This window comes from Paenarthrobacter sp. NPDC090522 (assembly GCF_044769225.1).
GTDB lineage: Bacteria > Actinomycetota > Actinomycetes > Actinomycetales > Micrococcaceae > Arthrobacter.
In genome coordinates this window covers 196612-209983 of sequence record NZ_JBIVXL010000006.1, presented here as the reverse complement: position 1 = coordinate 209983, position 13372 = coordinate 196612, and the positions used below count along the sequence as shown (strand labels likewise).

Annotated in this window: 15 protein-coding genes, 6 tRNA genes and 1 riboswitch; of the genes, 6 read left to right on the top strand and 15 right to left on the bottom strand. The window is 64.5% G+C overall.

Annotation, left to right across the window (positions count from 1 at the left end; genetic code table 11):
* Positions 1–5: 5 nt before the first annotated feature.
* Positions 6–650 (top strand): TIGR03085 family metal-binding protein, encoded by a 645-nt coding sequence (locus ACIQT2_RS09925; protein ID WP_400334744.1) that lies wholly within the window; start codon positions 6–8, stop codon positions 648–650.
* A 78-nt stretch (positions 651–728) separates the two neighbouring features.
* Here the strand turns inward: ACIQT2_RS09925 and hisF are convergent, their stop codons facing one another.
* The 15 genes from hisF to ACIQT2_RS09850 form a co-directional block, all read right to left on the bottom strand.
* Positions 729–1505: an imidazole glycerol phosphate synthase subunit HisF gene (gene hisF / locus ACIQT2_RS09920; protein ID WP_400334474.1), complete on the bottom strand. Its 777-nt coding sequence runs from the start codon at positions 1503–1505 to the stop codon at positions 729–731.
* Between the two features lie 29 nt (positions 1506–1534).
* Positions 1535–2395, bottom strand: coding sequence for an ATP phosphoribosyltransferase (gene hisG / locus ACIQT2_RS09915; protein WP_400334475.1), 861 nt, complete (start codon positions 2393–2395; stop codon positions 1535–1537).
* 112 nt (positions 2396–2507) lie between these two features.
* On the bottom strand, positions 2508–2771 hold the full coding sequence (locus ACIQT2_RS09910; RefSeq protein ID WP_018778638.1) for a phosphoribosyl-ATP diphosphatase: 264 nt from the start codon (positions 2769–2771) through the stop codon (positions 2508–2510).
* A gap of 108 nt (positions 2772–2879) precedes the next feature.
* The gene (gene ribH, locus ACIQT2_RS09905; protein ID WP_400334477.1) at positions 2880–3365 is read right to left on the bottom strand and encodes a 6,7-dimethyl-8-ribityllumazine synthase; all 486 of its coding nucleotides are present in this window, start codon (positions 3363–3365) and stop codon (positions 2880–2882) included.
* 18 nt (positions 3366–3383) lie between these two features.
* A complete protein-coding gene (ribA, locus tag ACIQT2_RS09900; RefSeq protein WP_400334479.1) occupies positions 3384–4082 on the bottom strand; it encodes a GTP cyclohydrolase II in 699 nt (232 codons plus the stop codon).
* A complete protein-coding gene (ribB, locus tag ACIQT2_RS09895) occupies positions 4079–4789 on the bottom strand; it encodes a 3,4-dihydroxy-2-butanone-4-phosphate synthase (RefSeq protein WP_400273050.1) in 711 nt (236 codons plus the stop codon). Before ribB ends, ribA begins: the two co-directional genes overlap by 4 nt.
* Positions 4786–5463, bottom strand: a complete 678-nt coding sequence (locus ACIQT2_RS09890) for a riboflavin synthase (protein ID WP_400334481.1) — start codon at positions 5461–5463, stop codon at positions 4786–4788. The genes ribB and ACIQT2_RS09890 overlap by 4 nt, the downstream gene beginning before the upstream one ends.
* Positions 5463–6581 carry a bifunctional diaminohydroxyphosphoribosylaminopyrimidine deaminase/5-amino-6-(5-phosphoribosylamino)uracil reductase RibD gene (gene ribD, locus ACIQT2_RS09885; protein WP_400334483.1) on the bottom strand — a complete coding sequence of 373 codons (1119 nt, stop codon included), beginning with the start codon at positions 6579–6581 and terminating at the stop codon, positions 5463–5465. The genes ACIQT2_RS09890 and ribD overlap by 1 nt, the downstream gene beginning before the upstream one ends.
* The gene (pnuC, locus tag ACIQT2_RS09880; RefSeq protein ID WP_402945915.1) at positions 6578–7270 is read right to left on the bottom strand and encodes a nicotinamide riboside transporter PnuC; all 693 of its coding nucleotides are present in this window, start codon (positions 7268–7270) and stop codon (positions 6578–6580) included. Before pnuC ends, ribD begins: the two co-directional genes overlap by 4 nt.
* Positions 7271–7358: 88 nt before the next feature.
* A riboswitch (FMN riboswitch) is annotated at positions 7359–7511 on the bottom strand.
* A 79-nt stretch (positions 7512–7590) separates the two neighbouring features.
* Positions 7591–8265 carry a ribulose-phosphate 3-epimerase gene (gene rpe, locus ACIQT2_RS09875; RefSeq protein WP_400334487.1) on the bottom strand — a complete coding sequence of 225 codons (675 nt, stop codon included), beginning with the start codon at positions 8263–8265 and terminating at the stop codon, positions 7591–7593.
* Between the two features lie 80 nt (positions 8266–8345).
* Complete coding sequence (locus ACIQT2_RS09870; protein ID WP_402945913.1) at positions 8346–9908, bottom strand: RsmB/NOP family class I SAM-dependent RNA methyltransferase; 1563 nt, start codon at positions 9906–9908, stop codon at positions 8346–8348.
* Positions 9905–10825: a methionyl-tRNA formyltransferase gene (gene fmt, locus ACIQT2_RS09865; RefSeq protein ID WP_402945911.1), complete on the bottom strand. Its 921-nt coding sequence runs from the start codon at positions 10823–10825 to the stop codon at positions 9905–9907. The genes ACIQT2_RS09870 and fmt overlap by 4 nt, the downstream gene beginning before the upstream one ends.
* Entirely contained in the window at positions 10822–11394 is a 573-nt protein-coding gene (gene def, locus ACIQT2_RS09860; RefSeq protein ID WP_402945909.1) for a peptide deformylase, read from the bottom strand. The genes fmt and def overlap by 4 nt, the downstream gene beginning before the upstream one ends.
* A 95-nt stretch (positions 11395–11489) precedes the next feature.
* On the bottom strand, positions 11490–12374 hold the full coding sequence (locus ACIQT2_RS09855) for a cytochrome (RefSeq protein WP_402945908.1): 885 nt from the start codon (positions 12372–12374) through the stop codon (positions 11490–11492).
* A 108-nt stretch (positions 12375–12482) separates the two neighbouring features.
* A tRNA-Val gene (locus tag ACIQT2_RS09850) sits at positions 12483–12557 on the bottom strand.
* A 262-nt stretch (positions 12558–12819) separates the two neighbouring features.
* Here ACIQT2_RS09850 and ACIQT2_RS09845 point away from each other — a divergent pair.
* The 5 genes from ACIQT2_RS09845 (at position 12820) to ACIQT2_RS09825 (ending at position 13350) form a co-directional block, all read left to right on the top strand.
* Positions 12820–12892, top strand: a tRNA-Gly gene (locus tag ACIQT2_RS09845).
* A gap of 45 nt (positions 12893–12937) precedes the next feature.
* Positions 12938–13008 (top strand) — tRNA-Cys (locus ACIQT2_RS09840).
* A 38-nt stretch (positions 13009–13046) separates the two neighbouring features.
* Positions 13047–13121, top strand: a tRNA-Val gene (locus ACIQT2_RS09835).
* Positions 13122–13178: 57 nt separating this feature from the next.
* Positions 13179–13251 (top strand) — tRNA-Gly (locus ACIQT2_RS09830).
* 24 nt (positions 13252–13275) lie between these two features.
* Positions 13276–13350 (top strand) — tRNA-Val (locus tag ACIQT2_RS09825).
* The last annotated feature ends 22 nt before the right edge of the window (positions 13351–13372 follow it).

The window sequence follows — 13372 nt, the reverse complement described above, 5'->3', positions numbered from 1 at the left end:
AAGTGATGCATTTCGTCGATCCTTCCCGTGAAGTACTGGCCGAAACACTGATGGCGGCCGGGCCTGACTCCCCCACGCTCTGCGAAGGGTGGCTCACCCGGGATCTTGCCGCGCACCTCTACCTGCGTGAACGCAAGGCGGCAGTAGGGCTGGGCCTGCTGATCCCCAGCCTCGGCAAGGCCTCGGACAAGGCCACCTCCAAGCTGGCGGCCAGGTTGAAGAGCACGGACGACTACGCCGAGTTGGTCAAGACGTTCAGGGCAGGCCCTCCGGCACTCTCCCCCCTGAAGATCAAGGCCCTCGACGAAACGTCCAACCTCATCGAATATTTCGTGCACACGGAGGACATCCGCCGCGCCGGGGACCGCTGGGCACCCCGCGCCCTGGACGAGGCCTACTCGGATGCCCTGTGGGATGAACTGATCAAGCGGGCTGCCTACTTGTACCGCGGCGTGGACCTGGGCATAGTCCTTGTCCGCCCCACGGGACCCCGGCACGTTGCCAAACGGGCACCCGTTTCGGTGGCGATCGTCGGCGATCCTGGGGAGTTGCTGATGCACGCCCATGGCCGGACCAACCAGGCCTTGGTCACCTTCGAAGGCCAGCCGGACGCCGTCGCCCTCTTGCAGTCGGCCGACATCGGACTTTAAGCACCAACGCGGGGTCACTTCCGGCCCATCCCACCAGGGATGATGGGCCGGAAGTGACCCCGCGTTGCTGTCTGATGCTTAGCGCACTTCGAAGCCCGCCGCGCGGATGGCGGTCTTTACCTGCGCAATCATGTCATCCGGACCGAAGTGGAATACGGAGGCGGCCAGCACGGCGTCGGCTCCGGCTTCCACGGCGGGCGGGAAGTGCGCTGGCTCGCCGGCGCCGCCGGAAGCGATGATCGGAATATTGACCGCGGCACGGACCAGGCGGATGAGCTCCAGGTCGAAGCCATCTTTGGTACCGTCCGCATCGATCGAGTTCAACAGGATCTCGCCGACTCCACGGTCCGCGGCTTCCTTGGCCCAGGCGATGGCGTCGATTCCGGTTCCCGTGCGGCCACCGTGGGTGGTTACCTCAAAACCGGACGATGTCGGGACGTCGCCTTCGCGGGTACGGCGCGCGTCCACAGACAACACCAGCACCTGCGAACCGAAGTGGCGGGTGATCTCACCGATGACCTCGGGACGTGCCACGGCAGCGGTGTTGATGGACGCTTTGTCCGCGCCGAAGCGGAGCAGCTTGTCCACTTCGGCCACGCCACGTACGCCGCCACCGACGGTGAGCGGAATGAATACTTCCTCGGCAGTCCTGCGCACAACATCGAAAGTCGTTTCCCGGTTGCCGGAGGAAGCCGTGACGTCGAGGAACGTCAGCTCGTCGGCTCCCCCGTTGTCATAGCGGTGGGCCAGCTCAACCGGGTCCCCGGCGTCGCGCAGGCCTTCGAAGTTGACGCCCTTGACCACGCGGCCGGCGTCAACGTCGAGGCAGGGAATAACGCGTACGGCTACAGCCATGTGTTGCTCCTCTGGAGATCGGGGCCGGGTCAGATACGGCAGGCGTGGATGCTGCTGACCAGGATGGCGCGGGCGCCGAGGTCGTAAAGCTCATCCATGATCCGGTTGGTTTCCTTCTTGGGAACCATGGACCGGACAGCCACCCATTCGGAGTCACGCAACGGCGAAACGGTGGGCGACTCCAGCCCGGGGGTCAGCGCAGCAGCGTCTTCCACCAGGTCCTTGCGGATGTCATAGTCCATCAGGACATACTGGCGGGCCACGAGGACACCCTGCAGGCGACGGATCAGAACGTCGATTTCCTTGGCGGTGCCGTTTGCGGCGCCACCGGGTCCTGTGCGGCGGATCAGGACAGCCTCGGAACGCAGGATCGGATCGCCGAAGATTTCCATGCCCGCAGCCTTGAGGGTGTTGCCCGTTTCCACGACGTCGGCGATCGCATCGGCCACGCCGAGGCGCACCGACGATTCGACGGCGCCGTCAAGGCGGACCACCTTGGCGTTGACGCCACGTTCGGCGAGGTAGTCCCGCAGCAGGCCGTCATAGCTGGTGGCCAAACGCTTGCCCTCGAGTTGCTCGACGCCGGAGAAGTCACCAACGGGACCGGCGAACCGGAACGTGGAGGGGGCAAAGCCCAGGGGAAGCAACTCTTCGGCTTCCACCTTGGCATCAAGCAGGAGGTCGCGGCCGGTAATGCCTACATCAAGGGTTCCCTGTCCCACATACACGGCGATGTCGCGGGGGCGCAGGAAGAAGAACTCGATGTCGTTGTCGGGATCAACCATCACCAGTTCACGGCTGTCGCGGCGCTGGCGGTAGCCGGCCTCGGACAACATGGCGGAGGCGGCTTCTGACAGGGATCCCTTGTTCGGGACTGCTACACGGAGCATGGGAAAGACTTTCTGTTTGGAAGGGAGGTTTCAGGCACACGGCCACGCGGAAGGCTCCGGCTGGGCTGCCCCACCCATTGAAGGGACGGGCGAAGCAGGCGGAGTGGCGTGGCTAGAGATGCTTGTAAACGTCCTCCAGGCTGAGGCCCTTGGCGAGCATGAGGACCTGCAGGTGGTACAGCAGCTGGGAGATTTCCTCGGCAGCGGCTTCGTCGGATTCGTACTCCGCGGCCATCCAGACTTCGGCGGCTTCTTCGACGACTTTCTTGCCGATGCCGTGGATTCCGGAGTCCAGTTCAGCGACCGTGCGCGAACCTGCCGGGCGGGTCGCTGCTTTCTCACTCAGTTCTGCGAACAGCGTCTCGAAATTCTTCACGCCCTACAGACTACTTGCTTCGTGGCTGGCCCCGCTTGTTGGGGCGTTGCATGACGAAGGGGATGTGAGTGAACACACACCCACATCCCCTCCCTGCAAGCAACCAGGCTAGCTGAACTGCTTGAGGGTGACCGCCGTGGCCAGGGCCGCAGAGACTGCTTCGTGGCCCTTGTCCTCGGTTGAACCGGGAAGCCCGGCGCGGTCCAGGCCCTGCTGTTCGGTGTCGCACGTGAGGACCCCGAAACCTACCGGCACGCCGGTGCGTACGCTCACGTCGGTCAGCCCGGAGGTGGCCGCCTGGCAGACGTAGTCGAAGTGCGGTGTGCCACCGCGGATGACCACACCGAGAGCTACTACGGCGTCAAAATGCGGGGCCAGCCGGGCTGCTGCCACGGGGAGTTCGAAACTCCCGGGAACCCGCAGCACCGCGGGTTCGGCGATGCCGGCTTCCTTGGCGGCGCGGAGGGCGCCATCCAGGAGGCCATCCATGATCTGGGTGTGCCAGCTGGCCGCAACGATGGCCAGCTTCAGTTCCGAGGTTTCCTCGGGGTTGAGGGTAGTGAGGTCGATGGTGGGCGCGCCGTGTCCGCTCATTGTTTCCTGGAAATCCGTTCAGTCTTGTTTGTTGTCGAAAGTGTGGGGTTTGTTGCCGTTTCCTGCAGGCTCGGTTTCAAGCGTCAGCAGGTGGTCCATCCGGTCCTTCTTGGTCTGCAGGTAGCGCAGGTTCTGCTCGCGGGACGGCACCTCGGTGGGGACCATTTCCACCACAGTGACGCCGGCCTGGGCCAGCCGGTTCTGCTTGTCCGGGTTGTTGCTGAGGAGCCGGACCTCATGGAGGCCCATTTCTGCCAGGATCTGGGCAGCAGCGTTGTACGAACGGGCGTCAACGGGCAGGCCCAGCTGTTCATTGGCCTCCACAGTGTCGAATCCGGCTTCCTGCAGGGCGTAGGCCTTGATCTTGTTGGCCAGGCCAATGCCACGGCCTTCCTGGCCGCGCAGGTACAGGAGCGTGCCGCCTTCGGCATGGATCAGCTCCAGGGCAAACGCCAATTGCTCCCCGCAATCGCAGCGGTAGGACCCGAACACGTCACCGGTCAGGCATTCCGAATGCAGCCGGACCAAAGGTGCGCGTCCGTCCTTGGGAGGGTTGGGCGAGCTGACGGCGAGGTGTTCAACACCGGTCTCGTGGTCCGTCCATGCCTGGGCTACGAAATCACCGAAAGCGGTGGGCAATTGCACAATCGGCCCACCGGAAACCGGATGGGGTGTGCGCTCCGAATCGCTGCTGCGTCGCGTCGTGGATGCCGTCATCGCTTCTCCTCGTCTGCCACCGAAATGTGTGCGTTGGGATTCTGTGCCCCTTCGGACTCTACCGCCTCCACGTATGCCACCAGGTCCTCGATCGAAATGAGGGGACATCCGTGCTCGGCGGCGAAGTCGCGCAGGCTGTCCAAGCGCATCATTTCGCCATCGTCGTGTACCAACTCAGCGATCACACCCACGGGAGCCAGGCCGGCGAGTCGGCACAAGTCCACTGCCGCTTCCGTGTGACCGGGGCGTTCACGCACTCCTCCCTTAACCGCGCGGAGGGGGAAAATATGCCCGGGACGGGTTATGGCGGCCGGCGTACTGCCCGGATCCGCGAGGATCCTGGCCGTCAATGCGCGGTCCGTGGCCGAAATGCCGGTGCTCACGCCTTGGGCGGCATCGCACGAAACCGTGTATGCCGTACCCTTCGCGTCCTCGTTGACGGCCACCATCTGCGGTAGCGCCAGAGCATCGGCCCGAGCGCCTTCAAGCGGCACGCAGATCACGCCGGACGAATAGCGGATAGTCCATCCCATCAGGGCAGGAGTGGCGTGCTGGGCCGCGAAGATGATGTCGCCTTCGTTCTCGCGGTCTTCGTTATCCACCACGATCACGGCCTTGCCCGCGGCCATGGCCACGATGGCTGCCTCGACGGGATCCAGGCCCTGGCGGTGGATGGTGTCCGGGGTGGTCTTGGCTGGCGTGCTCATCGCGCTGCCTCCTGTGTTGCTGCTGTGATGGTGTCATCTCCGGCACGGTGCGCGGGGTTTCCCTGCGGGGCAAAGGAGAGCAGGCGCTCGGTGTACTTGGCCAGTACGTCCACTTCCAGGTTCACGTTCGCCCCGAGGGCCTTCGCGCCGAGGCCGGTTTCCTCAAGCGTGGTGGGGATCAGCCCTACTTCGAACCACGGTTCCGCTGCCGCGGCAGGGCTGACAGCGGTGACGGTCAGCGAAACACCGTCGACGGCGATCGAACCCTTTTCGGCGATGTACCGGGCCAGGGGGGCCGGGACGCCAAAGCGCAGGCGGTCCCAATTGCCCTGCGCTTCACGTTCCCGAAGTTCCCCGACGCCGTCCACGTGCCCTTGGACAACGTGTCCGTCGAGGCGGCCTCCTGCCGGGACGCAGCGTTCAAGGTTGACGGAGTCGCCCGGCGCCAACTGTCCGATCGTGGTTCGGACCAGGGTCTCCCCCATGACGTCCACGCTGAACTCCTGGCCCTCAATCTGCGTCGCCGTGAGGCACACGCCGTTGACGGCGATGGAGCCGCCCAACGGCAGGCCGTCGGCCGTGCTTGGCGCTTTCAGGCGCAGGGTGGCGCTGGTTTCGCCTTCGTGTTCAATGGCCAGGACAGTGCCCTGCTCGGCGACGATTCCGGTAAACATCAGTGTCCTCCTGAGACATATTCCGCGGCTTCACTGCCGGGACGGGAATTCGGGGTTGTGCTGGCTTGAGGCCGGGTTGGCCGCAAGTGCAGCCGCAGGTCGTTGCCCAAGGTACGGACGGAGCCGCGTCCGGCCTCGTCCCATGCCCAGTGCTGGGCGTCGGCCAGCGTGGAGATGCCCAGGTCGTGAAGGGCCGGCGTACCGGAGCCCAACAGGGTGGGGGCCAGGTAGACGATCAGTTCGTCCACCAGTCCCGCCGCCAGGAAGGTGCTCAGGATGCTCGATCCGCCTTCCACCATGACGTGTCGCACGCCTTGTTCGAACAGCAAGGAGAGGGCTTCGGCGGGGTCGCGGGTCGGCAGGTGGAGGAACCGTCCATCCGTCCCCCGGACCGCCGCGTCTTCCGGAACATCCCGTTGTCCCATGACCACCCGAAGGGGTTGGCGGCCGGAGAGGCCACCGTCGGGATCGCGGGCGGTGAGGCGGGGGTTGTCGATCAGGACCGTGCCGGTGCCCACCAGGATCGCATCAATCAGTCCCCGCAGGCCGTGGTTGTCGGCCAGGGATTCCGGGCTCGAAATCCACTGGCTGGTTCCGTCCACCGCCGCAATGCGGCTGTCCAAGGTCTGTGCGATGTGCAGGGTGACGAAAGGACGCTTGGCGGCAACGGCGTCGAACCATTCCCTGTTGAGATGGAGCGCCTCGGCCTCTGCCAGCCCGGAGCCAACCTCCACTCCGGCGGAGCGAAGCGTCCGGGCGCCGCCGGCGGCGGGATCATGGGGATCGTCAACGGCATAGATAACCCGGGCAATGCCGGCCGCGATGATCGCCTGGGCGCACGGTCCGGTACGTCCTACGTGGTTGCACGGTTCCAGGGTGACCACCATGGTGGTTCCGGCCAGGTCCACTCCCTGCTTGCGGGCTTCATGGATGGCATCCGCCTCGGCATGCGCGGTGCCGGCACCACGGTGGTAGCCAACAGCCAACTGCTCTCCCGCCGGGCTGAGGATCACGGCACCCACCAAGGGATTGGCTCCCCGGGGACCCGCCAAGGCCGCGGCCAGGGCAGCGTCCATGGCGGCGTGCTCGGCGGCGCTGAAATCCAGGGAACCGGTCATGACACCGCTCCCGCCGTCGACTGGATCCTCGGCGCTGCTGGACGTTCGCGCTTGTCAGCCCGCCACCAGACGAAGAATCCGGCCAGGGTGAAGAAGCCATAGAACAGGTACATCACGGCGCTTGCGTAGTAACCCGCGCTGAACAGCAGGGGCACACCTACAATGTCCACCGCAACCCAGATCAGCCAGAACTCGGTCCAGCCGCGGGCCATGCCATAGGTTGCCAGGAGGGATCCCATGAAGGTCCAGGCATCGGCCCAAACAGGCGGGTACGAACCCAGGGCATCGAACAAGGGGGTCAGCGCTGCCGTCCCGGCAACCATCGCACCGATCAAGGCGAAGCGGACTTTAGGGGTGGCCCAACCAGGAACAATGGCGCGTCCGGCACTGCCGGAGCTGCGGCCTTGCTGCCACCGGTACCAGCCATAAACGGCCACGGCGATGAACATCAATTGGCGGGCGGCCTGTCCCCACAGGGTAGCCGGCGCCGCTGCGCCGAAGACGTTGCCGAGGAACACGGTCAGCAGCAGGATGTTGCCGAGAATGCCCACAGGCCAGGCCCAGACTTTACGGCGCATTCCGCCGAGGGCGCTTGCGAGCCCAAAAATATTGCCAAGCACTTCGCGTAGTACAAGCGCAGATCCTCCAACAGGTATCTGTGCTTCGAAGAGCCATCGCAGAAAATCCATGCCGTTCCTTCCCAGTCAGCCGCGATGGCTCCGGGGGTGTACGACAGAGCACGACCGGAACGTCCTGTTGGACGCACACGGCGTGACTGTACGTGCTTCTCCCATCCAGACTTTAACTGTCGGTACCGGAATTCCACCGGTTCAACCGTCTGCCTCCGGCATCCATTGCTGGATTCCCTTGGCGCGCGGGTCGCGGACTATGACCGCCGGTTCGGACTTACACCGACCCCGGAGCACGTATATGTGTGTTGATATTCTGCCACAACCTTGAAGATGGCCGGACTATTCCCGGCCATCTTCGTAACATCCGGAAGCGGACGTCACCGAGTGGCTTGGCCGGCCTTTGAGCCAGCTGTCCGGAGCCGGTCAATGGCAGCAGCCGGATCTTCGTGGCCGTAGACGGCCGAACCTGCTACGAAGACATTCGCTCCTGCTTCGGCAGCGCGCACAATGGTCTCCTCCGTGATGCCGCCATCAACCTGGATGGCGACGCCCAGGCCCGAGCCGTCAACGGCAGCGCGGGCACGGCGGATCTTCGGCAGGGTGACGTCCAGGAAGGCCTGGCCGCCAAACCCCGGTTCCACGGTCATGATCAGGAGCATGTCCAGTTCACTGAGCATGTCCAAGTACGGCTCCACCGGCGTGGCGGGCCGCAGCGCCATGCCTGCCTTTGCCCCGCGGGCACGCAGTTCGCGCGCGAGCTTCACCGGGGCCATCGCTGCCTCGGCGTGGAAGGTCACTGAGGCAACACCGGCGTCCGCGTAGGCAGGTGCCCAGCGGTCGGCGTCGGAAATCATCAGGTGAGCGTCCAGCGGCACGGGGCTGACAGCTTGGATGCGCTGCACCACGGGCAGGCCCAGTGTCAGGTTGGGAACAAAGTGGTTGTCCATGACATCCACGTGCACTGCGTCCGCGGTGCCGATGCGCTGGAGTTCGGTCTCAAGGTTGACGAAGTCCGCGGAGAGGATGCTCGGGTTGATACAGCACTGGGACAAGGAATTTCCCCTTCGATGTAGTAATGGACTGACGCGTGCGGGCAGCGGAGCCGGTGAAGTCCGCAGCCCGCAGGAGCCTGCTACGGCTTCTTGCGGATCAACGCCAGGAACATGGCGTCGGTCTGGTGGACGTGCGGCCAAAGCTGCGCCGTCAATTCGTGGCCCGCGCCCAAATGACCGCCGAGGCTCACATCGTCAAGTGCCCTGCCGGCGTCGAGCAACTCAAGGTCCGCGCGCTTCGCCAGGACATCCCCGACGACGGCGGTTGTTTCCGCGGGGTGCGGCGAGCACGTGACGTACCCCACCACTCCGCCGGGCTTCACGGCGTCGATGGCCGAGTTCAGGAGTTCCCGCTGGAGCGGACCCAAATCGGCCACATCCTTGGGGGCACGGCGCCAACGGGACTCGGGGCGCCGGCGAAGGGCGCCCAGGCCGCTGCAAGGAACGTCCACCAGCACCCGGTCAAAGGACTCCGGCTGTTCGGAGCCCACTTCCCTGCCGTCTCCGGTCCGGACTGTCCACGAGTCCTGGGGAACCGCGGACAAAGCCTGTTGGACCAGCTTTGCGCGGTGGGGAGCGGGTTCGTTCGCCAGCAGGGTTGCTCCACCCTGGTGGGCCAACGCCGCCAACAACGCTGCCTTGCCGCCTGGTCCTGCACAGAGGTCCAGCCAACGCTCGCCCCCGGCCGATCCGGTGTCCACACGGGCCTCCGCTACTGCCCGGGCAACCAACTGGGAACCAACGTCCTGGACCCGGGTGGTCCCTGCACGGACGGATTCCAGCCTGCCGAGGTCTCCACCGGACGAAAGGGCCGAGCCTTCAACAAGTTCACCCGGGGTGGCGCCCAGCTCGAGGGCTTCTTCCAGGCTGCCAATCCCCGGCAACGCCACAAGGTTTACCACCGGCGCGGCGTTGTCCGCCTCCAGCAAGGCTTCAATCTCGGATACGGGCCGGCCGTGGTTAACCAGGGACTGGCGCAAGGCCCGGACGATCCACTCCGGGTGGGCGTGGCGCAAGGCCGCGACTTTGGTTGCGTCGCTCTCCTGGTCCAGGAGCATGTCCATCCACTCCTGGAGCGAGCGGGCCGCCACCTTTCGAAGGACGGCGTTAATGAGCGACGACGGTCCGGCACCGATCACTGCACGGGCCAGGCCCACTGTCTGGTCCAAGGCCGCATGGGCCGGAACGCGCATGGACAGCAACTGGTGGGCGCCGATCCTGAGGGCATCAAGGATGGCGGGGTCGAGTTGCTCCAAAGGACGGTCGACGCAACGGGCCAGGATGGCGTCGTAGGTGCCTTGGCCACGCAAGGCCCCGTAACTTAGTTCGGTAGCGAAGCCGGCATCCCGGCGGTCCAGCCGGTGCTCGCGGATGCGCGCCGGGAGAACCAGGTTGGCGTAGGCGTCCTCCGAAGCAACCGCCCGAAGCACCTCGAAGGCAACCAAACGGGCCGGATCCGCGCGCCTGGTGCGCTGCGACGGGGCACTGGAGGAGAATCCCTTCTGCGGGCCCCTGTTCCGTTCCCTGCCTTGGGCGTTGCGCTTGCTGTCGCCGCGGGGACCTTGTTTCCCGGATGCGGCTTGGCTCCGGCGGCCATCCCGGCTTCCGCCGCTGTTGGGGCCTCGGCGGCCTGACTCACTCATTCAAAAACCACTTTCCCGGCTGCTGCCAAGCCGCGGGCCCAGTCGGCCGGCGGCATCATTTTCTTTCCTGCGGGCTGGATGCGGCCCAGCTCCACGGCATGGGAGCCCGTACCTACCAGGACAGACTTACCTTCAGCCCGGACCATGCCGGGATCCAGGTCCTTGACGTCAGGACGCAAGGACACCGGTTCCAGCTTGATCCGCTGCCCGTCCAGGATGGTCCACGCTCCTGGCTCGGGGGTGACCCCACGGGACCGCCGCTGCAATGCAAGGGCTGGCTGCTGCCAGTCCAGCCTGCCGTCCTCGAGGGTGAGCTTTGGCGCCAAGGAGGTGTCGCCGGATTGCGCCTGCGGGGCTGCCTGGCCGGCGTCGATAGCAGACAGGGTCTGGCATAACAGCACCGCACCGCTGTCAGAAAGCCGGTTCAGGAGATCACCGGCAGTATCATCATCGCGAACCGTTTCAGTCAGGGTTCCGAAGACCGGTCCGGTGTCCAGCCCCTCCTCCAGGCGGAAGGTGGCCGCACCGGTGACATCATCGCCCGCGATGATGGAGCGCTGTACCGGCGCCGCGCCCCGCCACGCCGGGAGCAGCGAGAAGTGGAGGTTCACCCAGCCATGGGTTGGAACGTCCAGGGCTGCGCGCGGAACAATGCCGCCGTAGGCCACGATGGCGGCGACATCCGGTGCGATGCCGGCTATTCTCGCCGTGACCCCAGCGTCCACTTTTGCCGCACGGATCACCTCGATACCCAGTTCTTCAGCACGGGCCGCCACGGGCGAGGGGGTAAGCACCCGCTTGCGTCCCAGCGGCGCGTCCGGCCGGGTCAGTACGGCTACAACATCGAATCCCGCCTTAACCAAAGCGTTAAGGGAAGGAACAGCAACCGCCGGCGTTCCGGCGAACAGTACCCTCACTCCGGAATCCCGAAGCTGCCGCCACCAAAACTGGAACCCACTGAAGTGGCCCGCTTGGACGTGGTCTGTTCAGTAACCGCGTGGTAGTTGCCATTGCGGATGGCACGCAGTGCGGACTTGCGGTCCTCACCATCCAAACGGTCGGTGTACAGGACTCCGTCCAGATGGTCGTTCTCATGCTGGAAGCACCGCGCCAGCATTCCCTCAGCCTCCACCGTCACCGGATTGCCGTTGAGATCCACGCCAGTGACCGTGGTGGCCCGGTGGCGGCGAACCGGGAAGCCAAGTCCTGGAATGGACAGGCACCCTTCAACCTCATCCGGTTGGAAGTCTTCGCTGTTGTCCAGGACAGGATTGATGATGTGTCCTTCTGCACCGCCGATGCGGTAGGTGAAAACCCGCTGGCTCACGCCTACTTGCGGGGCTGCCAGGCCTGCACCGTCAACATCTTCCATGGTGTCCATCATGTCGGCTACCAGCTTGGCGAGTTCCGGTCCAAAGTCGGTGACGGGATCCGCCACGGTGCGCAACACCGGATCCCCGATGATTCGGATACTCAAAATTGCCATCTGCTGTCAGTCCTCACGATCGTCTGCCTCTGGTCCGGATGCTGCGGAGCCTTAGCCAGTTTAGTTGAGAGGAAGGATCAGGGGCTTGGCCCGGGTTAGTTTCCTGCGGCGCCGGCACCGATCCTGACGCCCGAGGCGGCAAGGGGTGGCGGGGCGATCGGCAGGAGGGCCTGCCCGGCGGCCGAGACATCGGCGGACATTTCCCACACCCGCCGCAAAGCGCAGAACTTCCACCAATGGTGCTTCAGCACCTCAGGGTTGGCCCGCTGCGGACGTACCTCCGTTTCGCCGATTGCGACAGCCAGGAGCATGGGGTTCTCACCAAACCTCCATTGTTCCCACTCCCCCGCCACGGGATCCACCAGGCTTTCCTCGGCCTTCATGCCCGCCACCAACTGCATGACAACCTTGTCATCGAGGGCTTTCACGGTGCCGTCCCGGGAGGTTCCCTTGGTCTTGTAGTCAATCAGGCAAATACGGCCGTTGATCCGGGCCACCAGGTCCAATGTTCCGGCGTAGCCCACACTCTTGTTCCACACGGTGATTTCCGGGGCAAGGGGCTCAACGCCGTACAGCTCCCACCATTCGTCGAACCTTGCGGCAAAGGCCTGCTCACCGTTGGCCGCGAGTTCGTCCCTGCACTCCTGCATGCGGTGCGGGCGTCCAAGGGCGCGCAGTGCCACCTGCTCACAATAGGTATGCACGCGGTCCCCGCGTGCGGCAGCCTCGTCCCGGTACGTTTCGGCGGCCTTCGACGCCTTGTTCACTGCCTGCCTGATCCGGGCGGGGCTCCCGATAAGCGCGGGCAATTCCGGATCGGCCGCCAGGCTGCTTGCTCCCATGAAACTGAACCAGCCGTCAAGGGAGTGCGCCTGCTGCGCAATGACAGTTGTTATGGAAGGCACCGAAAACTGTTCCGTAGTGGAACGGGCATACATTCGGCCGTAGTCAGTAGCGTGGGCAAGCAGTGGAGCGGTCATACAAAGACTCTGACACAGAGCACCGACAGAATGCGCCCCCGGCCGGGGAACCTGCCCGGAGAAACGAAAGAACCCCGCCGGACTGGATCCAGTCCGGCGGGGTTCTGTTGGTGGGCGATACTGGGTTCGAACCAGTGACCTCTTCGGTGTGAACGAAGCGCGCTACCACTGCGCCAATCGCCCGGGGTGATCGTGCATCAACTGCCCGGTGCATATAGAACACTAGCCCACGCTGCCGGGAATGCAAAACGGGTCGGCCAGCACGAACTACAGGCGTGGAATTACAGCCGTGGAAGTCTGCAAATTCCGCGCAAATTCAGGGATCCAGCCCCCATGGTTGGGAAATCGCGGGGCTCGATTTGGAGTTTGCTGGAACCTCCTATAGAGTTTTTACTCGTCGGAAAGCGACGGAATGCCTGAAGGGCGGTCCGGAGCGAACCACGATGCGGACGTAGCTCAGCTGGTAGAGCACCACCTTGCCAAGGTGGATGTCGCGAGTTCGAATCTCGTCGTCCGCTCGCAAGGCACTGTCAGGCATGAATTCCCCGGAATCCTGCTTACACGGTGGGTTGGCCGAGAGGCGAGGCAGCGGCCTGCAAAGCCGTACACACGGGTTCGAATCCCGTACCCACCTCGGTGAAAACCATGCCTTCCAGGTCATTCTGGATGCATGGGCGATTGGCGCAGCGGTAGCGCGCTTCCCTGACACGGAAGAGGTCACTGGTTCGATCCCAGTATCGCCCACCAAAACAAGGCAACTTGTTTGTTGTTGGAAGCCCGGTAGCAACCAGGCAAACAACATGTGCGGACGTAGCTCAGCTGGTAGAGCACCACCTTGCCAAGGTGGATGTCGCGAGTTCGAATCTCGTCGTCCGCTCTCCTTATCAAAGGACCCGGCAACGGGCGATTGGCGCAGCGGTAGCGCGCTTCCCTGACACGGAAGAGGTCACTGGTTCGATCCCAGTATCGCCCACCAAAACAAGGCAACTTGTTTGTTG

Bases quoted from the DNA above. Each gene is read 5' to 3' on its own strand.
- ACIQT2_RS09925 (WP_400334744.1), top strand. From the start codon at position 6: ATGCATTTCGTCGATCCTTCCCGTGAAGTACTGGCCGAAACACTGATG.
- hisF (WP_400334474.1), bottom strand. From the start codon at position 1,505: ATGGCTGTAGCCGTACGCGTTATTCCCTGCCTCGACGTTGACGCCGGC.
- hisG (WP_400334475.1), bottom strand. From the start codon at position 2,395: ATGCTCCGTGTAGCAGTCCCGAACAAGGGATCCCTGTCAGAAGCCGCC.
- ribH (WP_400334477.1), bottom strand. From the start codon at position 3,365: ATGAGCGGACACGGCGCGCCCACCATCGACCTCACTACCCTCAACCCC.
- ribA (WP_400334479.1), bottom strand. From the start codon at position 4,082: ATGACGGCATCCACGACGCGACGCAGCAGCGATTCGGAGCGCACACCC.
- ribB (WP_400273050.1), bottom strand. From the start codon at position 4,789: ATGAGCACGCCAGCCAAGACCACCCCGGACACCATCCACCGCCAGGGC.
- ACIQT2_RS09890 (WP_400334481.1), bottom strand. From the start codon at position 5,463: ATGTTTACCGGAATCGTCGCCGAGCAGGGCACTGTCCTGGCCATTGAA.
- ribD (WP_400334483.1), bottom strand. From the start codon at position 6,581: ATGACCGGTTCCCTGGATTTCAGCGCCGCCGAGCACGCCGCCATGGAC.
- pnuC (WP_402945915.1), bottom strand. From the start codon at position 7,270: ATGGATTTTCTGCGATGGCTCTTCGAAGCACAGATACCTGTTGGAGGA.
- ACIQT2_RS09870 (WP_402945913.1), bottom strand. From the start codon at position 9,908: ATGAGTGAGTCAGGCCGCCGAGGCCCCAACAGCGGCGGAAGCCGGGAT.
- def (WP_402945909.1), bottom strand. From the start codon at position 11,394: ATGGCAATTTTGAGTATCCGAATCATCGGGGATCCGGTGTTGCGCACC.
- ACIQT2_RS09855 (WP_402945908.1), bottom strand. From the start codon at position 12,374: ATGACCGCTCCACTGCTTGCCCACGCTACTGACTACGGCCGAATGTAT.